General features: G+C 41.6%; 13 protein-coding genes. All 13 read left to right on the top strand.

Annotated features, from left to right (window positions below; translation table 11 throughout):
* Position 1: 1 nt before the first annotated feature.
* On the top strand, positions 2–1111 hold the full coding sequence (locus BMX11_RS03130) for a glycoside hydrolase family protein (RefSeq protein WP_090881298.1): 1110 nt from the start codon (positions 2–4) through the stop codon (positions 1109–1111).
* Between the two features lie 4 nt (positions 1112–1115).
* Positions 1116–3560: a beta-galactosidase GalB gene (galB, locus tag BMX11_RS03125; RefSeq protein WP_090881295.1), complete on the top strand. Its 2445-nt coding sequence runs from the start codon at positions 1116–1118 to the stop codon at positions 3558–3560.
* Positions 3557–6943: a glycoside hydrolase family 2 TIM barrel-domain containing protein gene (locus BMX11_RS03120; RefSeq protein ID WP_245738563.1), complete on the top strand. Its 3387-nt coding sequence runs from the start codon at positions 3557–3559 to the stop codon at positions 6941–6943. Before galB ends, BMX11_RS03120 begins: the two co-directional genes overlap by 4 nt.
* Before the next feature lie 4 nt (positions 6944–6947).
* Positions 6948–8108: an ABC transporter substrate-binding protein gene (locus tag BMX11_RS03115; protein WP_090881292.1), complete on the top strand. Its 1161-nt coding sequence runs from the start codon at positions 6948–6950 to the stop codon at positions 8106–8108.
* The gene (locus BMX11_RS03110) at positions 8105–9256 is read left to right on the top strand and encodes a CaiB/BaiF CoA transferase family protein (RefSeq protein ID WP_090881289.1); all 1152 of its coding nucleotides are present in this window, start codon (positions 8105–8107) and stop codon (positions 9254–9256) included. Before BMX11_RS03115 ends, BMX11_RS03110 begins: the two co-directional genes overlap by 4 nt.
* Positions 9257–9259: 3 nt before the next feature.
* Entirely contained in the window at positions 9260–10423 is a 1164-nt protein-coding gene (locus tag BMX11_RS03105) for a CaiB/BaiF CoA transferase family protein (RefSeq protein WP_090881286.1), read from the top strand.
* The gene (locus BMX11_RS03100; protein WP_090881283.1) at positions 10416–11654 is read left to right on the top strand and encodes an extracellular solute-binding protein; all 1239 of its coding nucleotides are present in this window, start codon (positions 10416–10418) and stop codon (positions 11652–11654) included. The genes BMX11_RS03105 and BMX11_RS03100 overlap by 8 nt, the downstream gene beginning before the upstream one ends.
* On the top strand, positions 11651–12727 hold the full coding sequence (locus BMX11_RS03095; protein WP_090881281.1) for a Gfo/Idh/MocA family protein: 1077 nt from the start codon (positions 11651–11653) through the stop codon (positions 12725–12727). The genes BMX11_RS03100 and BMX11_RS03095 overlap by 4 nt, the downstream gene beginning before the upstream one ends.
* Positions 12728–13494: 767 nt before the next feature.
* Positions 13495–13938 (top strand): MaoC/PaaZ C-terminal domain-containing protein, encoded by a 444-nt coding sequence (locus tag BMX11_RS03090; protein ID WP_090881279.1) that lies wholly within the window; start codon positions 13495–13497, stop codon positions 13936–13938.
* 344 nt (positions 13939–14282) lie between these two features.
* Entirely contained in the window at positions 14283–15578 is a 1296-nt protein-coding gene (fucP, locus tag BMX11_RS03085) for an L-fucose:H+ symporter permease (protein ID WP_090881277.1), read from the top strand.
* Complete coding sequence (locus BMX11_RS03080; protein ID WP_090881274.1) at positions 15575–18982, top strand: glycosyl hydrolase; 3408 nt, start codon at positions 15575–15577, stop codon at positions 18980–18982. Before fucP ends, BMX11_RS03080 begins: the two co-directional genes overlap by 4 nt.
* 2 nt (positions 18983–18984) lie before the next feature.
* The gene (locus BMX11_RS03075; RefSeq protein WP_090881271.1) at positions 18985–21009 is read left to right on the top strand and encodes an aceric acid hydrolase; all 2025 of its coding nucleotides are present in this window, start codon (positions 18985–18987) and stop codon (positions 21007–21009) included.
* Between the two features lie 67 nt (positions 21010–21076).
* The gene (locus BMX11_RS03070; RefSeq protein ID WP_090881268.1) at positions 21077–22507 is read left to right on the top strand and encodes a sialate O-acetylesterase; all 1431 of its coding nucleotides are present in this window, start codon (positions 21077–21079) and stop codon (positions 22505–22507) included.
* Positions 22508–22510 lie beyond the last annotated feature (3 nt).

Here is a 22510-nt window from a genome sequence, read left to right as displayed (position 1 = left end):
TATGAAGGGGATTTCAGTTACTATCATCAGTGCTTTAATGGCTTTTTCTGCCATTGCTCAGGAAGTGAAAAATCCGGTTTCGGCAGAAGCAATGGAAAATATTTACCAGGAAGTTAAAACACCCTATAAATATGGATTGGTGATGGTTCCACAGGATACCGACCATAAAATGGATTGCCCGACTATATTTAGAGAAGGTAAATACTGGTACATGACCTATTTAATTTACAGTGGCAGGGGGTATGAAACCTGGTTAGCCAGAAGCAAAGACCTTTTGAAATGGGAGAACCAGGGAAAACTCATGTCGTTTGAAGATAAAGGGAACTGGGATGATAACCAGAAGGCTGGTTACAATGCTTTGCAGAGTACCGATTGGGGAGGAGCCTATAAACTGGGGCAATTCGATGGAAAATATTGGATGTCGTACTTCGGTGGTAAGGAAAAAGGATACGAAACCGAGCCCTTATCCATCGGAATGGCCTATAGCATCCAAAAACCATCTGTTGTGCATGAATGGACGAGACTATCACAGCCAGTATTAACCTCAGCCGATGCAGATGTAAGCTGGTGGGACAACCGAAATAAGCTCTTTAAAAGCACTGTAATCGAAGATAAACAAAAGCTTACCGGGCATCGCTTTGTGATGTACTACAATGCTGTAGGTGATTCATTAGCAAACAATAAAAAAACAAGATGGTACGAGCGCATTGGTATGGCTGTTTCTGATGATATGCAACAGTGGAAACGTTTTGGTAAAAATCCTGTGGTGCATCATCCTGTTGGAATTACCGGCGATGGGGTAATCCAAAAAATCAAGGATACCTGGGTGATGTTTTACTTTGGCGCATTCTGGCAAGACAGACAAGGTGCATTTAACCGTTTTGCAGCCTCAAAGGATTTAGTAAACTGGACCGATTGGCAGGGCGATAACCTGATCCAGTCCTCAGAAAAATACGATGAATTATATGCGCACAAATCCTTTGTACTAAAACATAAAGGAGTAGTGTATCACTTTTACTGTGCCGTAAATAAAAAAGATCAGCGCGGAATTGCTGTAGCCACTTCTAAAGATTTAGGAAAGAGTACCTTGAATTTTGTGGGTAGTAACTAAGAACATGAATAATATATATATACCATTAAAACTGAAGACCTTATTGCTGATGCTTTTGTTAAGCACGGGTGCTTTTGCGCAATCCAGAATCAGGGAAAGTTTTAATAAAGATTGGAAGTTTTTCCTGGGAGATGATGCAGCAGCAAAATCCAAGAACTTTAATGATCAACAATGGAGAAAATTAACCTTACCACACGATTGGAGTATAGAGGGCAAGTTCGATGAGAAAAATCCGGCTAAGCCCGAAGGTGGAGGTTTACCAACAGGAATTGCCTGGTATAGAAAGGAATTTAATGCACCTGCCAATTATAAACAGCAATTAGTAACGATCGAATTTGATGGGGTTTACAAAAACAGCGAGGTTTGGGTAAATGGCCAGTACCTGGGAAAGAGACCTTATGGCTACAGTTCATTTTCTTATGAAATAAGTCAGTTTCTTAATCCCGGAAAAAACACTATAGCTGTTAAGGTAGACAACTCTGCTCAGCCAGATTCCCGTTGGTATTCGGGCTCCGGTATTTATAGAAACGTTTGGTTAACCACAACAGCTAAACTTTCTGTTGAACAATGGGGGACCTTTGTCAACGCATCTGTAGTGATGGCGGGAAATACCTGGTCGAAAAGTGACGAAGCCATGGTACAGGTTAAAACCAACATTCAGAATAAAAGTGGTATCAAACAAAATGCATCTATAGTTCACACGATTTATGATGCCTCAGGAAAACCCGTGGAAAAATCGCAACCGAGAGCTGTTCAGGTGGATACAAGTGGATCTAAACTTAATGCCAGTATCAGATTTAAGAGCCCAACACTCTGGTCGATAGAGAATCCTTATCAATATAAAGTAGTTACTCAAATCATTCAAAACAATAAAGTTATCGACCAGACTGAAACTTCTTTCGGTGTTCGCTTTTTCAAGTTTGATGCACAAAAAGGATTTTACCTAAATGGTACACCAACCAAAATTTTAGGCGTTTGTTTGCACCACGATTTAGGCGCACTGGGTGCTGCTGTAAACACCCGTGCCATGGAACGCCAGCTGGAGATTTTAAAAGCCATGGGCTGTAATGCTATCCGAACGGCTCATAATCCTCCGGCACCCGAATTTTTAGATTTATGCGATAAGATGGGTTTTCTGGTTATGGACGAAGCCTTCGATATGTGGAAGAAAAAGAAAAACTCGAAAGATTATCACTTGAATTTCCCTGAATGGCATAAAAGAGACCTGGAAGATATGTTGAAACGTGATCGTAATCATCCTTCCATCATTTTATGGAGCATTGGAAACGAAATCCGTGAGCAGTTTGACAGTACGGGAGTAGCCATCACTAAAGAACTGGTGAGCATTGTGAAATCCTTAGACAAAACCCGTCCGGTAATTTCTGCTTTAACAGAAATGGTTCCGGAGAAAAACTTCATTTATCAGGCTAATGCACTGGATATTTATGGATTAAACTATAATCACAAGTTTTATAAAGAATTTCCATCCAAATATCCTAACGTTAAGTTTTTAGCTACCGAAACCACTTCTGCCTTGGAAACACGTGGTTTTTATGATACTGCAGATACCATTCGCCGCTGGCCAAAAGATGGTAAAACTAAATTTACCGAAGGAAACAAAGAGTGGTCTGCATCATCTTACGATAATGTTTCGGCTTACTGGGGTTCTACACACGAAGAAACCTGGAAGGAAGCCAAGAAATATGATCATGTATCAGGTTTATTCGTTTGGACTGGGTTCGACTATTTAGGCGAACCATTGCCTTACCCATGGCCTGCAAGAAGTTCATATTTCGGAATCGTGGATTTGGCCGGCTTTCCGAAAGATTCTTACTACTTGTACCAAAGTGAGTGGACTGACAAGCCTGTATTACACCTTTTTCCGCATTGGAATTGGGAGACAGGAAAAAAGGTGGAAGTATGGGCATATTATAATAATGCCAATGAGGTAGAGCTGTACCTGAATGGTAAATCTTTAGGGAAACGCAACAAGCAAGGAGACGATTTGCATATCCAATGGGATGTGGATTTCGAACCTGGAACTTTAAAAGCTGTATCCAGAAAAAACGGAAAGGAAGTTTTGGTAAGAACCATTAAAACAGCATCAGCACCCGCTAAAATCGAGTTAATTGCCGATCGTAAAAAGATCAAAGCGGATGGTAAAGATTTATCTTTTGTTACTGTTCGTATCCTAGATAAGGATGGCAACGTGGTTCCGAATGCAGATAACCTGGTTCAGTTCAAAGTTGAAGGAGTGGGTGAAATTGCTGGCGTTGATAATGGCTTTCAGGCAAGTTTAGAACCTTTCAAGGCCAATTATCGTAAAGCTTTTCATGGCTTATGTCTGGCTATCATCCAGGCACAAGAAAAAACAGGTACAATCAAATTAACAGCAAGCGCAGCTGGTTTAACGTCCTCATCATTAACCATTAATACGAGCAAGCAATGAGGGAATTGCCGATGTTTATCACCAGGACACTAAGGTTTTTTAAGCCTTTTTCTTTGCGTGCTTTGCGCCTTTGCGGTTTTTCTATTTTTAACGCTATAACCTGGTGCATTTGTGGTTCATCATTCTTATTTTCTCCGGCTTATGCACAACTGGTAGATAAAACACCAACTGCGGTACAGAAAGTTCCTGAAATCTATAATCGGGAGCCTTGGGAAGATCCTTTGGTAAGCGGAATTAACCGTGATCCATCTCGTGCAACAGCGTATTCCTTTACTAATATTGAAGATGCTAAAAAGGGGAATCGGGACCAATCCAAAAGAATGTTGTCTTTAAATGGCCATTGGGATTTCTCTTTTGCCATAAAGCCTGCCGATGCACCTAAAGACTTCTATCAGTCGAAGGTACATGGCTGGACAAAAATTGAAGTACCCAGTAATTGGGAAATGAAGGGGTATGATAAGCCCATCTATAAAAGTGCAGTTTATCCTTTCAGACCAGTTAACCCACCCAACGTACCTCAGGATTATAATGGTGTAGGGAGCTATCAGCGTACATTTACTATTCCAGAAAGCTGGAAGGACATGAATATCACACTCCATTTTGGGGGCGTAAGTTCGGGGTATAAAGTCTGGTTAAACGGTAAGTTTTTAGGTTATGCCGAAGACAGTTTCCTTTCTTCAGAATTTAATGTTACGCCATATCTTCAAAAAGGAGAAAATGTGCTTTCTGTTCAGGTTATCCGTTGGAGCGATGGTAGTTTTCTGGAAGATCAGGATCACTGGCGATTAAGCGGGATTCACCGTGAAGTAATGCTTTTGGCCGAACCTAAACTTAGAATTGCAGATTTCTTTGTGCAAACCAAATTAGATAAAGATTACAAGGATGCCACTTTAAGTATTCGTCCAAGGATTGAAAATTTAACTGGTAAGGAAGTTAAGGGGTACAAAGTTAAAGCCTCCCTTTTCGATGGGAATGGAAAAGCAGTACTGGAAAAACCTTTAGAAAGAAGCGCAGAAAGCATCATCAACGAAATCTGGCCACGTTTGGATAATGTGAAATTTGGTTTGTTGGAGACGAAAATCAAAAATCCGGCTAAATGGAGCGATGAAGTGCCAAATCTTTATACTTTAACCATAGCCTTGGAAGACAGCTTAGGAAAAGTGCTCGAAGTAAAAAGTTGCAAAGTAGGTTTCAGAAGCATCGAATTTTCTAAAACGAATGGCAAATTATTAATCAATGGCAAAGAAACCTATTTATATGGTATTAACCGCCCAGATCATCACCCTGTAAAGGGAAAGGCACTTAGCCGTGAAGATATATTACAGGATGTAAAAACCATCAAGCAGTTTAATTTCAATTGCATCCGCACCAGCCATTACCCAATGGATCCTTATTTATATGATTTGTGTGATGAGTATGGGATTTTAGTAATAGATGAAGCCAATCTGGAAACGCACGGATTGGGTGGGAAGTTAAGCAATGATCCTACCTGGACAGCCGCTTATTTAGAAAGAAGCAGCAGGATGGTGATGCGGGATAAAAACCATCCGAGTATTATTATCTGGAGTTTAGGTAATGAATCGGGCAGGGGACCAAACCATGCGGCCATGTCGGCCTGGATTCATGATTTCGATATCACGCGTCCGGTACACTATGAACCAGCCATGGGTAATCCGCGTTTAGATGGTTATATGGATCCCGGTAATCCAGCCTATTTGAAACCAAACGATCATTCGCATCGTTTGCAAAACCCTCAGGATGAGCCTTATATTGATATTGTAAGCCGGATGTATCCCAGCATTTACACCCCTAAAATGTTGGCAGAACAAGACAATGGAGACCATCGCCCCATATTTTTTGTAGAGTATGCACATGCCATGGGCAATTCGGTAGGAAATATGAAAGATTTCTGGGATGTTTTCCGTTCAACACCTCGTGTAATCGGGGGAGCCATTTGGGAGTTTAAGGATCAGGGCATTTTAAAAACCGATAGTGCAGGTGTTCCGTTTTATGCCTACGGTGGCGATTTCGGCGAAAAGTATTTCGATAACTTCACCATTAAAGGGGTAGTGAATTCTGATGGTAAGCCAAAATCGGCGATGTTTGAGTGTAAAAGGGTTTATCAAGGTGCAGAAACAGAATTGGCAAATCAAAAAGCACTGATTAAGATTACCAATCGCCACGCGGTTAAAAATTTGAATGCTTATAACGCAAGCTTAATTTTCCGTAAGGATGGGATGCTGATCAGTGAAAAAAACTTACCAGCCATCAACCTCCAGCCTGGGAAAGATACGGTAATTAATATTTCAAAATACCTGCCTAAAATCGAGTCTGGTTCAGAATACCTGGCCGATATTCACTTCACACTAAGTAAAGATGAACTTTGGGCACCAAAAGGCTTTGAGGTGGCCTCGAATCAGTTTGCGATAACCCCATTGGCTACAGCTAAAAACATTGAAAGGATTGAAGCACCTAAATACAAGAATACATCAGATTTGGATATGTATTCGGGCGCAAACTTTGAAATAGGGATCAGTAAACAGAATGGAGCTTTAGTGTCTTATAAATGGAAGGGACAACAGCAGATTTTCGCTCCCTTGTTACCCCATTTTACACGTCCGCTAACCGATAACGACAAACGTGGATGGAAGTCCAATAAAAAGTTAAAGCAATGGTATCAGAATGATTTAAAATTTATTTCGAGTGTTGCAGGTAAGTTTGATGGACAGGCTGGCTCAGGTTTAATGATTTCAAGCACCTATAGCCTGATCCACGATAGTGCAAAAGTGACGATCAGCTATTTAATTGCCAATACAGGTACGGTTAAGGTAAATTATGAATTAGCAGTTAAACCAGGTTTACCTAATATCCCTAAGGTTGGAATGCAAATGGGCATTCTGCGTAACGATGAGCAGATTACGTGGTACGGTAGAGGGCCAATGGAAAATTACATCGATAAGCGCTATGGCTTTGATGCTGCTATATACAGTCAGCCGATAAATGAATTTATGGAGCACTATGCCGTTCCACAAGAGAACGGAAATCGCACTGATGTGCGTTGGATGTTCTTCTCCAATCACAAAAAACAACAAGGCCTGGCGTTTGTTGCCGATAGCTTACTGAGCATGAGCGCAAGTCCGTATACGGATGAAAACGTACAATCAGCAAAACACACCAACAAGCTTAAAGATGCAGGTTACCTCACAGTAAACATCGATTTAATACAGATGGGTGTAGGGGGTAACGATAGCTGGAGTGATGTTGCAGCACCTTTGGAACAATATCAGATCCCATCAAAAAATTATAAATACAGCTTTTACCTGCTGCCATTTGAAGGTAAAACACAAGAATTGATTAATAAAGTAAAAAGAATAAAATTTTAGCGCATTGGAAAAGAAGATTAGTTTAAGAGGAATAACATGGAACCACAGTCGTGGATTTTTACCTATGGTTGCAACAGCTCAGCGATTTTCGGAGTTGAATCCTCATGTTCAGATCAGCTGGGAGAAGAGAAGTTTACAACAGTTTGCCGATTTTTCTATCCAGGAACTGGCAGAAGTATTTGATTTATTGGTAATAGATCATCCTTGGGCGGGTTTTGCTGCTAAAACAAAATCGATTGTGCCATTGGATCAATACCTTTCTGAAGAATATCTAAAAGATCAGGAAGTTAATTCTGTGGGGGCATCATATGAAAGTTATCATTACGATAGCCATCAATGGGCACTACCTATAGATGCGGCTACCCCAGTTGCTGCATCGCGACCAGATTTACTGGCAGCTAAGGGATTGCAACTTCCTAAATCTTTTGAGGATTTGCTGGCATTGGCAGATCAGGGATTAGTGGCCTTTGCGGGTATTCCCATTGATGTTTTGATGAATTTTTATACGCTTTGTTGCTCATTGGGTGAAGATCCTTGTCAAAGTGATGAGGAAGTGATCTCAACAGCAACAGGGATTAAAGCCTTAAAAATGTACCGGGAATTGGCCAGCAAGATAGATAAAGCCAATTTCAATAGAAATCCTATTCAGGTATACGAGGCCATGACACAAACAGATGAAATTGCGTACTGCCCATTTGCTTATGGATATGCCAACTACTCCAGAAATGGTTATGCACGCAGAACACTTCATTTTCACGATATGATCTCTTTAGATGGCAAAACGAACCTGAGAAGTACATTAGGTGGCACAGGATTTGCCATCTCTTCTAAATGTGCAGAAATGGAAGTTGCTGTTGCTTACGCCAGATATGTGGGCTCACCAGAATGCCAGCAGACATTATTTTTTGAAAGTGGTGGTCAGCCAGGGCATTTAGCCGCCTGGAAAAATGAGGAAGTAAACAGACAAAGTCAGCAATATTTTAACAATACTTTACCGGCGTTAGCACGCGCATTTCTTCGCCCACGCTACCATGGCTCTATGTTTTTTCAAGATCATGCCGGCGATGTGGTTAGAGATTATTTAATGAACGGAGGAGATGAGGCGGAGGTTTTATCGGCTATGAATGAATTATATCTGCAATCTAAAACATTAACCATATCATGAACAGACCGTTAGAAGGGCTTTTGGTTTTAGAGTTTTGCCAGTTTTTAGCTGGACCGTCTGCAGGTTTAAAATTAGCAGATCTAGGCGCCCGTGTGATTAAGATTGAACGACCTGGAACAGGTGATGCTTGTCGTCAACTTTCCATTAAAAATCTTTTTGTTGAGGACGACAGTCTGCTGTTTCATACCATCAACAGAAATAAAGAATCTTACGCTGCCGATTTAAAGAATCCTGAAGATTTAGCGAAGCTTAAGCAATTGATTGCCAGGGCAGATGTAATGACGCATAATTTTCGCCCGGGTGTTATGGAAAAAGTTGGTTTGGATTATAGCGCTGTTCAGGCGATTAATCCAAAACTGATTTACGGTGTAGTCACGGGATACGGCAATGAAGGCCCCTGGGCAAATAAACCGGGTCAGGATTTATTGGTACAGTCGGTTTCCGGACTAACTTTCTTATCTGGTTCTGCCATTGACGGACCTGTGCCCTTTGGTTTATCAGTTTCAGATATCATGTGTGGTAACCACCTGGCTCAAGGTATTATGGCCGCTTTAATCAAGCGTGCGAAAACCAATAAGGGTGTATTGGTGGAAGTGAGCTTACTGGAATCTATTTTAGATGTTCAGTTTGAAGTGATCACCACCTATTTGAATGATGGGGGTAAATTGCCAGATAGGAGCAGTGCCAAGGGTAGTGCGCATGCCTATCTCAGCGCCCCTTACGGCATGTATGAGACCCTTGACGGACACATTGCTTTGGCCATGGGGAGTTTGCCGAATATCTGTTCGGTAATTGGCTGTGATATTACAGATTTGTATGTTGATGCCAATTCAGCATTCGATAACCGCGATCAATTGATTAATCGCCTTGCAGTGACTTTTAAAGAGCAAAATTCTAAACTCTGGCTTGATTTGCTGGAAAGCCATGGAATCTGGTCGGCAGAAGTTTTAGACTATAAATCTGCTACCGCTTTAAGCAATTATGAATACCTGCAAATAGAACAACAGTTGGATCTGGGTAAGGGTAAGAACATCAAGACTACAGTAAGCCCAATTCGTTTAGATAACGAAAAACTTTTTGCTTCGAAAGCTGCTCCAAAACTTGGGGTAGATACTGGAGTCATTAACAAAGAATTTGAAATAAATTAAGATATGCGACCGCTTGAAGATTATTTAGTTATCGATTTTAGCCAATTTTTGTCTGGCCCATCTGCAAGTTTACGCCTGGCAGATTTCGGTGCGCGTGTAATTAAGATTGAACGTTTAGGCGTAGGTGATATTTGCCGAACCCTTTATACTTCCAACTTGATTATGAATGGCGAATCATCGGTTTTTCATGCCATTAACAGAAATAAAGAAAGCTTTGAAGTAGACCTGAAAAGCGATGAAGATAAAGAAATTGTTCGCGAATTACTTAGAAAGGCAGATGTGATGATTCATAACTTCCGGCCGGGGGTAATGGAGCGATTGGGTTTTGATTATCAATCCGTTTTGGCATTAAACCCAACAATTATTTATGGCGAGATTTCTGGCTATGGTACGGATGGCGACTGGAAAGGAAAGCCAGGGCAAGATCTTCTTTTGCAGTCTGTTACGGGATTAACTTCATTGACCGGCAATGCGGGTAGTGGTCCCGTAGCCATGGGCTTATCTATAGTAGATATGCTGGCTGGAGCACATCTGGCGCAAGGGATTTTAGCTTGCCTGTACCGCAAAGCCATTAAAAATGAAGGTGGTTTTGTTCAGGTGAGCATGATGGAATCGGCCTACGATTTTCAGTTTGAAACCATCACAACATTCATGAACGATGGGGGAAGCCTCCCTGAAAGATCACAAAAGAACAATGCCAATGCATATTTAGGTGCTCCATACGGAATTTATCAAACAGAAAACGGATATTTAGCACTGGCAATGGGCTCCATTCCCGTATTGGGAAAATTGCTCGATTGCGAGAAATTACTTGACTATACAGACATAAAAGAAGCCTTTTCTAAACGCGACGAGATTAAAGCCATTTTAGCAGATCACTTGCTTACCGCGAGTACTGAGCAATGGCTGTCGGTTTTAGAACCTGCCGACATTTGGTGTGCAGATGTTTTAAACTGGAATGCATTGATGGCGCATGATGGATTTAAGGCTTTAAATATGATTCAGGAGGTTACTATGACAGATGGATACCAGTATGAAACCACACGATGCCCGATTCGCATTGATGGCGAATTACTCACCTCTACCAAAGGATCACCTAAGTTAGGTCAGGATAATGAACGGATTATCAAAGAATTTATAAAACAGAATACCATCGCAGATGCCTAAGTCGACAGAAACTTTTAAAATAGCCGTTAGAAAATTTGCCCCCTTTGAAGCTGCAATGCAGCGTTTTTGGGATGAATACTGTGCTTTATCTGGCTGTACGCTTCAACTAGAAATGGTGGTGATGGATTTGCACGAACTTTATGATCGTACCATTACCCAAAAAGGTTTGGCAAAAGGGGAGTTTGATATTGCTCACATCAATACAGATTGGGTTTACGAAGGCTATTTAGCTCAGGATTTTGAAGTACTTAACCCTTGCATCAATAAAAACCGTCCTGATAATTTCCCGGAAGGCTGGAGTAAATCACTCTTGTGTTTGCAACGTTTTGGCTGGGAGATAGTGGGCTTACCTTTTCATGATGGGCCTGAATGCTTTATTTATAGAAAAGACTTATTTGAAGATACTGAAGAACAGGCCAATTATCTTGCCCAGTACGGAAGAACTTTAGAGATCCCTAAAACATGGGAAGATTTTCATCAAATAGCACAATTTTTTAACCGTCCGCAAGATAATTTGTATGGTAGTATATTTGCCTGTTATCCGGACGGACATAACACCGTTTTCGACTTTTGCCTCCAGTTATGGACGAGGGGAGGGACTTTAGTCGATAAAAGTGGAGCGGTTAACCTCAATACCCAGGCAGCTATAGATGGTTTGGATTTTTACCGCAAGATTGTTAACGATACAAAAGCTGTCCATCCAAAATCAAGGGAGTTCGAATCCGTTGCTGCCGGAATCGCGTTTTCACAAGGTGAGGCCGCCATGATGATTAATTGGTTTGGTTTCGCCAGCATGTGTGCTGTAGATGGCAACGCTAAGGTAAAGGGTAAGGTAGGCGTTGATTTACTTCCCTCAGCTGCTGGCGAGCAATCCGCATCGCTTAACGTTTATTGGTTATATACCATTGCCAAAGGCAGTAAAAACAAAGCGGTTGCGTATGATTTTCTTCGCTTTGTAACGCAAGCTAAACAAGATAAACAACTTACCCTCGAAGGTGGAATCGGTTGTCGCATCTCTACTTGGAAAGATGAGGAAATAAACGAAATTATCCCTTTCTATCATAAGTTGGAGCAGTTACACGAGGTAGCGAATAGTCTGCCCCAGAAAAAAAACTGGGCTGCTATGGCTGCTGTAATCGATGAAATGGTTCTATCAGCCATTAATAGCGATGAGCCTTCGAAATCGCTTATTGAAAAGGCCCAAAAACAAATAATTGAATTAGATAGATGAGTATTGATATAAAATATAAGCCAGAACTTCCAAAAACCAAACAGCCCATTATCATTATTGGTGCTGGTGGTATTGTAGCCGATGCACACCTCCCTGCCTATAAAATTGCAGGTTTTGAGGTTTATGGAATTGTTAATCGTACCAAAGAACGCGCTCAGAAACTAGCAGATAAATTTGGCATTCCACATGTTTTTGATTCCCTGGCAGAAGCGGTGATAAATGCTCCGGAGCAGGTAGTATATGATTTAACCATCATGCCTGAGCAGTACATCGAAACACTTAAGCAGTTACCTGATGGCAGCGCAGTGTTGATTCAAAAGCCAATGGGTGATGATTTTAAACAGGCAAATGAAATTTTAGCCCTTTGCCGTGAGAAGAATTTTAAAGCTGCCATTAACTTTCAATTGCGTTTTGCACCATTTACTGCTGCAGCAAAATACCTGATTGATCAGGGCTTAATTGGAGAGTTGTACGATATGGAAGTGCGCGTAACCATCAAAACGCCTTGGGAAATCTTTCCGCACGTAATTGTACATCCGAGGTTGGAAATCCAGTATCATAGTATCCATTACGTAGATTTAATCCGTTCGTTTTTAGGAAATCCGAACAGTATTTTAGCCAAAACGCTAAAACATCCGGCCAAAAGCTTATCCTCTTCCCGGTCAACCATTTTGTTCGATTATGGCGATACCATGCATGCGGTGATTAATACCAATCACGATCATGATTTTGGCCCAGATCACCAGGAAAGCTATATCAAATGGGAGGGAACGAAAGGCGCTATTAAAGCCAAAATGGGATTGCTGATGGATTATCCACATGGCGTTCCTGATGTTTTTGAATATTGCCTGGCAGAGGAAGGGAAATCACCTGAATGGAAGACCGTAAAACTTGAAGGCTCCTGGTTCCCGGAAGCGTTTGTTGGTACCATGGCCAATCTAATGCGATTTAACGAAGGTTCTGATCAGGTTTTACATACCAGTGTAGAGGATGTAATTCAAACGATGGCTGTAGTAGAGGCAGCTTACCAGTCGAGTGATGAAGGTGGGGTTAAGGTAGGTTACGGGTTATGAGTTACGAGGCAGGCGCATCACCTGTCATCCTGAGCCTGTCGAAGGACGATTGATATGTTGCAGGTTACGGGTTGTGAGTTACGAGGCAGGCGCATCACCTGTCATCCTGAGCCTGTCGAAGGACTATCGATATGTTGCGGGTTACGGGTTGTGAGTTACGAGGCAGGCGCATCACCTGTCATCCTGAGCTTGTCGAAGGAAAATAAATAAATCTGGTAGGTGATGACTCCAACCAGTAGAAAAAAATTGTCATCCTGAGCTTGTCGAAGGATATAACTAATGACGGCCGGTAGAGGGGGCACCTTGCTGACTGCGTTAATGAAAATGAAGCACTACCGTTGCTAAGCACGCCCTCAGGCCTAGCAGCATTTCGCTGGATAGGACATTCGAATGCTTGCAGTTTCAAACGGGTGCCCAATGCCCAAGGGAATAAGCAGCGAGGGCTAGCCTGTAGCGCAATGGCATAAGCCTCTTATTACCGCTAATGGCATTAGGATGCTTCTAGCCAAGAAAGGATGCGAGCCTTGGGTTTTGGGTACCTTTTTGCCAAGAAAAAGGTACGAGCCCTTCCGGCGGCGAGGAAAAGATAAAAATATTAGGTTGTAGCGAGACGCTACAACTAGAAAAGACGGGAATATGTGTTGAGATAAATATTTTATTAATAAATAGTTATAAAACAACATCAATAATAGCCTGTCGAAGGAAAATAAATAAATCTGGTAGGTGATGACTCCAACCAGTAGAGAAAATAAGAATAAAAACTAACTATGTATTTCAAATCAACATTTTTTGAAGATTATCAGCTGGAAGAAAAACGAGTAACGCTCGGCCGTACCATAACCGAAACAGATTTCGTGGTACACGCTGGCCATACAGGCGATTTCTTTCCGCATCATATGGATGCAGAATGGTGTGCCACACAGCCTTTTAAGCAGCGTATAGCACACGGTACAATGATTTTTAGCATTGGCATAGGCTTGACGGCTTCAGAAATCAATCCAGAGGCCATGTCTAAAGGATATGATAAGCTTCGTTTTATAAAACCTGTTTTTATTGGCGATACGATCCATTCTGAAATTACCATCTCGGATAAATCAGAAACCAAGCGCCCGGAATATGGTCAGGTAACGGAACATGTAGAAATTATTAATCAGCATGGTGAGGTAGTACTGGTTTGCGATCACCTTTTGGTGGTTAAGAAACAGTTGTAGGCTGCGATCTGGTCGGTGGGGGCATCAACCAGTAGGAGATAAACTGGTCGAAGACCTTCTTAATAAGTCGAAAACTAAAATGGGTTACCCTTCGACAGGCTCAGGATGACAATCCATTTTAGTTTTCTCCTTAAGTTAGTAGAATTGGTGGGGACACAACCAGTAGGAGAATTGATAGCAGAGATTGCTTCAGTTCGCACTGATCAGCGCTTCGATAACTGTCATCCTGAGCCTGTCGAAGGACGATAAAAATCTGGTCGGTGGCGACACCAACCAGTAGGAAATACACAGTCGGGCTTTGCAATGACAGAAAAATAATGAACCATTGAAATAAAAAATATATAATGAACCACGAAACACAGCCAGAAATCATAGTCGAGGGAAATTCGGCATCAGGGAAGAGGTATATTCTCCCTTTTATCCTTGTTGTAAGCTTATTTTTCCTTTGGGGAATGGCACATAACCTGGATTCCATTTTAATTCCGCATTTAAAAAAAGCATGTAATCTGAATAACAGGCAATCAACTTTGATTGATACTTCAGTATTTTTCGCTTATTTCCTCATGGCTATCCCGGCAGGAATAATCTTAAAAAAATGGGGTTACAAAGCAACCATGATTTGCGGCTTGCTGGCTTTTGCATTTGGAGCATTCCTATTTGTTCCGGCGGCAAACACCCTTTCTTACATCACCTTTCTCGTGGCCTTATTCATTATTGGCTGTGGATTAACGCTTTTGGAAACATCAGCAAATCCATATGCGGCCGTGTTGGGCGATCCGGCTAAGGCTACCAGCAGACTGAACCTAGCTGCCTCATTTAATGGCTTGGCGGCCATGGTAGCACCTGCAATTGGCGGTTTATTTATCCTTTCGGGTAAATCACATACGCAGGCAGAACTGGATGCCATGACCGAAGTTACCCGTAACAACTATTTTCTGGAAGAGGCAGCTTCTGTAAAAACACCTTATATCACATTAGGGATCGTGTTAATTGTTATTGCAGTGATATTCTATTTCATTCACTTGCCCGAGATTAAAACGAAAAGTATTGATGGCGAAGCCAAAGGAAGTTTTTTCGGTGCATTACGACACAAACATTTACGTTGGGCGGTTATTGCACAGTTCTTTTATGTTGGGGCACAAGTATGTGTAACCAGCTTTTTTATCAGAATGGCGCAGCAGGGAGGTGGATTTGATGAAAAAACAGCCGCTTCTTATTTAGTGCTTTACGGTTTTCTTTTTACAGCCGGACGTTTTGCCGGAACAGCACTTCTACAATGGATTTCATCACATAAGCTTCTGGCTATTTATGCCATTATTTCTACGTTATTGTGTTTGGTAGCCATCCTTGGTCAAGGCTCGTATGTAGTTTACGCTTTAGGCGCGATAGGATTTTTTATGTCGATTATGTTTCCAACCATTTTCGCATTAGGTATTGAAGGGATTGGTGAGGATACCAAACCTGGATCATCATGGCTAATCATGTCGATTGTGGGCGGAGCAATCCTGCCTTTTGGCATGGGAAGCTTAATCGATGCTTATGGAGACAATATTCAGATCGGCTATAGCATTCCGCTGGTATGCTTTTTAATTATTCTTTATTTCGGTTTAAAAGGCTATAAAATCGTCGGCAAAAGATGAAAAATTTAAAGTATACCATAATATCATGTTTTATACTCTGGTTAAGCTTTGGCTTTTCTGTAGTATCAGTGGCTCAGCAAAACGAAAATGCAAAGCCCTGGGTATTGTGGTATTGGGTTAAGGCAGGTGTTTCTAAGGCCGGAATTACTGCCGACCTGGAGGCAATGAAAGCCAATGGTATTGGAGGTGCTTATCTGGTAACCATTCAGGGAGCAGATCCGGCGCCCCTTTATAATCCACCAGCGGTCCAGCTTACACCCGAATGGTGGCAAATGGTAGAGTTTGCCATGAGCGAAGCCAAACGACTCAGTCTAAAACTGGGTATGCACATCAGTGATGGTTTTGCCCTTGCAGGTGGACCCTGGATTACCCCTGAACTGTCTATGCAAAAAATAGTCTGGTCTACTTTAACTATCAGTAAAACAAGTGGTAAAGTAATTTTACCTCAACCAGAATCTAAAGAAAATTATTACAAGGATATCGCTGTATACGCTTATCCCAGTCCGGTAGGAACAGGCTCATCTACAAGAACCATAACCCCTAAAGTAACCGCCAGCAATGGGGCAGATGCCAGCGGTTTGGTAAAACCTGGTAACAAGCAAAGTTTTGGTTCAAATCAACCCTGTTACATTCAATACGAATTTGAAAAAGCCTTTACCTGTCGAAGTATCAGCATCAAAGTTGGCGGTAATAATTATCAGGCACAACGACTGGCTATTAAGGTGAGTAATGACGGGAAAACCTATCGTTCAATTGGAAGACTCGAAGCACCGAGACATGGTTGGCAAGATACCGACGAAGATGTAACGCATAGTATTGTACCCACTACAGCCAAATTCTTTCGTTTCATTTATGACAAGAAAGGTTCTGAACCTGGAGCCGAAGACCTCGATGCGGCGAAATGGAAACCTTCCTTAAAATTGCTGAATCTAGAACTGTTTGCAGAAGCGAAAATCAATCAATTTGAAGGAAAAAATGGTTCTGTATGGAGAGTAAGTAAAAGAAGTACTTCAAGAGAGATTGCGAAAGATCTTTGTGTACCACTAAATAAGTTAATCAACCTCACAGGGAAATTAAATGCAGATGGAACTTTAAATTGGACTCCACCAGCAGGAAACTGGACTATTCTTCGCGTTGGGCATACTTCTACAGGGCACACCAATGCTACTGGAGGAGGTGGTAAAGGCCTGGAATGCGATAAATTCAATCCGGAGGCAGCCAAACTCCAAATTAAAAACTGGTATGGGGAAGCCCTCAAGCATGCTGGTCCGGAGATTGCCAAAAAAGTATTGAGTGTTTTTTACATGGACAGTTGGGAATGTGGTAGCCAAAACTGGTCGCCGGTATTCAAGGCAGAATTTCAAAAGCGACGTGGATACGATCTAACACCTTATTTGCCCATTATGACTGGCCTTCCGATAGAGAATGCAGCTATTTCTGAGAACTTCCTTTATGATGTACGAAAAACCATTGCAGAGCTGATTGTCGATAAATTCTACAAAACACTGGCCGCTTTCGCCAGGGAGCAAGGCTTAATGTTTACTGCTGAGAGTGTTGCGCCAACCATGATGAGCGATGGATTATTACATTACAAAACCGTTGATGTTCCGATGGGTGAGTTTTGGTTAAACAGCCCTACACATGATAAACCCAATGATATGCTCGATGCGATTTCAGCCGCGCATATTTATGGTAAAAATATTATCCAGGCAGAGGCCTTTACCACCGTACGTATGGACTGGAATGAAAGCCCCGCTAACATGAAGACTTTACTCGACCGAAACTATGCCTTGGGTGTAAATGAATTGGTTTATCACGTTTTTACACATAATCCCTGGATAGATCGGAAACCCGGAATGACATTGGATGGCGTTGGACTTTACTTTCAACGCGATCAAACCTGGTGGAAGCAGGGCAAAGCCTGGGTAGACTATGCCACCAGAAGCCAAAACCTCTTGCAGCAAGGTAAACCCGTAGTTGATATCGCGGTTTTTACTGGTGAAGAATTACCCCGACGTTCGGTGTTACCAGATCGGTTAGTGCAAACCTTGCCCGGTATATTCGGAAAAGAAGTACTGGAAGCAGAACAAAAACGCTTAGCCAATGTGGATGAGCCTCTAAGGCAAATCCCTGCTGGCGTAACCCATTCAGCCAATATGGCTGATCCAGAGAACTGGGTAAACCCTTTGCGGGGATATGCCTATGATTCCTTTAATCCTGATGTTTTAAGTACAGCAACCGTTAAGAACGGGAATGTGGTATTTGCCAGCAGCGCTACTTACAAGGTATTGGTTTTTACAGGTAAATTAAGCCTCAATCCTAATTATCAATATATTAGTTATGAAACAGCTAAGAAACTTGCCGACCTGATTAAACAGGGCGCTAAGGTTATTGTGGGAGAACAACCCACACAACAGTCTGGCATTAAACAGGTGAATACTGTTGAGTTCAATAAGGTGATCGAAGAAATCTGGGGAGGAAGATTTAATGCCAAAACAACTAACACTGGAAGTATTTTAGTTAAGCAATTAGGTTTAGGGTCAGTGTATAAAGCTCCCTATTATCCTGAAGATTTTTCAGCACTTGGCGTAGAAAGGGATCTGGTTGTTACGGAAAGAAGCACATACGCAAAGTATATCGTCTTTACACATAGAAGTTCTTCTAATAAAGATATTTATTTCATTGCCAACCAATTAGATACTACAAGGATACTAAATTTTAGCTTCAGTATAACCAACAGGATTCCAGTTATTTATGACGCATCATCTAATGATACAATAAAAGTAAACTCCTGGGTTAATTCGAACGGAAGAACTACGCTGAAGTTAAAATTGGAACCTAACCAGTCCTTGTTTATTTTGTTTGAGGAGCCAACAAAAGCTACTCCATCCAACTCAGGAAATAACTGGAAGGATTTCAGAGTGGCTCAGGATCTTTCCAAAGATTGGCAAGCCAAATTTGACACCAGATACGGTGGTCCATTAAAACCAGTCGTTTTTAATGAATTGCAGGATTGGACTAAGCATACCGATACTTTAGTAAAATACTATTCAGGTACTGCCGTTTATTCGAAGAAATTCAATTACGAAAATAATATTGAAGGTAAAATATGGATTGATTTAGGTAGCTTCTCCAGTATCGCCAGTGTAAAACTTAATGGTATAGACTGCGGAACATTGTGGACGGCTCCACATCGGCTGGAGGTGAGTAAAGCACTTAGAAAAGGAGAGAATCAAATCACCATTGAAATAACCAATACCTGGGGTAATCGTTTAATTGGTGATAGTAAATTGCCTGTAGATAAAAGAATTACAAATACTACCGCACCCTTTCGTTTAGCAGGCAAACCATTGTATCCAGCCGGATTAATTGGTCCGGTAACCATTCAGTCAGAGGAGAATTAAATATGAAGACATATAGCGTAAGCTTATTTTTAGTTTTAGGGTTTTTAGCATTTCAAGCCAATGCACAAGACAAAGCTTTGGTTAATAACTCAGGCTCGCCGTTCGCCAAACTGCGCAGCATCAACATGGGAGATGTTACCTGGACAAAAGGCTTTTGGGCAGATCGTTTTAAGGTGGCTACAGAAACCATGGTTCCCAATATGTGGGCCATTTACAATGATCCCAAAATCAGCCATGCTTTTAAGAACTTTGAAATTGCCGCAGGTTTAGATACCGGATCACATTCGGGACCCTCTTTTCACGATGGTGATTATTATAAGACTTTAGAGGCCATGGCAAGCTTGTACGCCTCTACCAGAAACCCTAAGTTACTTCCCATGATGGATAAAGCCATTGTAGTAATAGGAAAATCGCAACGAGCTGATGGTTATATTTATACTAAAGCCATGATTGAACAGCGCGCAACAGGTGCAAATAACCAATTTCAAGATCGTCTAAGCTTTGAAGCCTATAATATTGGTCATTTAATGACCGCTGGCTGTATTCACTATCGGGCAACCGGGAAAACTACCTTGCTGGATATCGCTAAAAAAGCGACAGACTATTTATACAACTTTTATAAAACGGCCTCTCCAACTTTAGCCCGTAACGCCATCTGTCCATCACATTACATGGGAGTGGTAGAAATGTATCGTACTACAAAAGATCCGAGGTATTTAGAGCTCACTAAGCACCTTATCGCTATTAAGGGCAAAATTGATGATGGCACAGATGATAACCAGGATCGAATACCTTTTTTACAACAAAAAAAGGCTACGGGTCATGCAGTTAGGGCAAGTTACCTGTATGCTGGTGTAGCTGATCTTTACGCAGAAACAGGCAACGACTCACTAATGAATTCACTCAACCTGATGTGGAATGACGTGTGTAACCATAAAATGTACATCACAGGAGGATTAGGTTCGCTATATGATGGCACCTCGCCGGATGGTACCTCTTATAATCCTGCCGATGTACAAAAGATTCATCAGGCATTTGGCCGCGACTATCAATTACCTAATTTTACTGCACATAATGAAACCTGCGCCAACATCGGCAATGTACTCTGGAACTGGAGAATGCTCCAAATCACCAGTGATGCCAAGTATGCAGATGTAATGGAGCTTGCCTTGTTCAACAGCGTTTTATCTGGCATCAGCCTGGATGGCAAAAACTTTTTATACACCAATCCACTTGCGCAGTCAGATGATTTGCCATTCAAGCAACGCTGGTCTAAAGATCGGGTGCCTTACATCGCCTTGTCTAACTGCTGCCCACCAAACGTGGTGCGTACACTGGCCGAACTCAACAATTATCTTTATAGTGTTAATGATAAAGGTTTGTATTTCAATTTATATGGAGGTAATAACTTAAGTACTAAATTAAGTGATGGAACACCTGTCAGCCTAAAACAGGAAACCAACTATCCATGGGATGGGAAGATCAAGATTACCCTAACCAAAACAGGAAATAAACCCTACGGCCTCTATTTTCGAATTCCGGGATGGGCTAATGGTGCAAAGATCAGCGTAAATGGAAAAGCATTGGAAACCATTGCTTCACCGGGTAGTTATGCAGCCCTAAACAGAAGCTGGAAAGCTGGAGATATAGTTGAACTGACATTACCAATGGAAGCGCAATTAATCGAATCTAACCCTTTAGTAGAAGAAAACAGAAATCAAGTGGCCGTTAAAAGAGGTCCGGTGGTGTATTGTCTGGAATCCAATGATTTCCAGGGGAAGAGCATCTTCAACGCAATCATTCCATCTTCAATAGCTTTAAAAGCGATACCAACTACCATTAGTGGAGCAGAAGTGATGAGTTTAGTAGGGAATGCCAAATTAAGAGCAAAAACAGATTGGACCAACACGCTTTATCATCCCATCTCACAAAATAACGAAACAACCCCAATAAAACTGGTGCCGTACTTTACCTGGGGCAATAGAGGCCATTCAGAAATGTCGGTATGGTTACCTCTAAGCAGATAGATGTTTTGTTCCATCGCGACTCTTCAGATTAAAACAATACGGGAGCAGGCCTTCAAAGACTAAAGAAATGAAAAGAATTAAGCTTAAAGTAATATTGATTGGTGTATTATTAGCCACTACACTCCATGCTGCTGCAACAATTAAGCCTGCATCAATTTTTACAGATCATATGGTTTTACAGCAGCAAAGTAATGTAGCCCTTTGGGGTTGGGCTAAACCATCTGCTAAGGTAAAAATTGTCACTTCCTGGGATAAAAAGGGCTATAGCACTCAAACAGATGCGGATGGTAAGTTTAAAATTAAAATATCGACCCCTACAGCCGGTGGGCCTTATGAAATTAGCTTTAATGATGGAGAAGTGTTGGTGCTTCAGGATATACTAATTGGTGAAGTTTGGTTTTGTGGCGGTCAATCCAATATGGAAATGCCCATGAAAGGTTTTAAAAGCCAACCTATAATGGGCTCAAATGAAACCATTTTAAAATCTGGTAACGCTAAAATTAGGATATACACGGTTCCTCGCTCGTCGGTTACCACCCGGCAAGACAATAGCAAGCCTTCAGAATGGAAATTAGCTGCTCCAGAATCTGTGGCCAATTTCAGCGCGACTGCTTATTATTTTGGTTCATTACTGAGTGAGCTGTTAAATGTGCCAATCGGCTTAATAAATGACAGTTACGGAGGTTCGTCAATCGAAGCCTGGATGTCGCCAGATGATTTAAAATCTTTTCCCGAGGTAAAGATTCCATTAAAAACGGATACCATAAAAGAAGTAAGCAGGACACCAACTACGCTATACAATGGCATGCTATATCCTGTAATAGGTTATGGCATTCGTGGCGCAATCTGGTATCAGGGAGAATCTAATTATACGCGCCCTGAACGTTATGAAGAATTGTTTCCAGCCATGGTGTCGAACTGGAGAAAAGCCTGGGATAATGGCGAATTTCCATTTTACTATGCCCAAATAGCTCCTTATAACTATGCCGCCTTGCCCGAAAATGCTAAAGGTCAATATAATTCTGCATTATTGAGAGAGGCACAACGTAAATCGTTAACCAAGATCCCAAATAGCGGAATGGCCGTTTTAATGGATATTGGTGAAGAAAAATCTATCCACCCGGCAAATAAAAAACAAGGCGGACAACGGTTAGCCTACCTGGCATTGGCCCAAACCTACGGCATTAAAGGTTTTGGCTCTGCGAGTCCCAACTACGAGGCAATCACTATTGATAAAGATAAAGCGGTACTAAAATTTCAAAATGTGCCCAACGGCTTAACTTCATTTGGAAAAGAACTCAGTTTGTTTGAAATTGCGGGTGCAGATAAGAAATTCTATCCTGCAAAAGCCAAGATTAACGGAAGTAGTGTAACAGTATCAGCCGATGAGGTTAAAGTCCCTGTTGCTGTGCGCTATGCTTTTAAAGACTTTGTTATCGGCGATTTATTTGGAAATGATGGATTGCCAGTTTCTTCTTTCCGCACAGATAACTGGTAATAA

It is taken from the genome of Pedobacter rhizosphaerae (genome assembly GCF_900111155.1).
GTDB lineage: Bacteria > Bacteroidota > Bacteroidia > Sphingobacteriales > Sphingobacteriaceae > Pedobacter > Pedobacter rhizosphaerae.
Note: the sequence above shows the minus strand (reverse complement) of the source record. Positions and strands in the feature narration are given on the sequence as shown.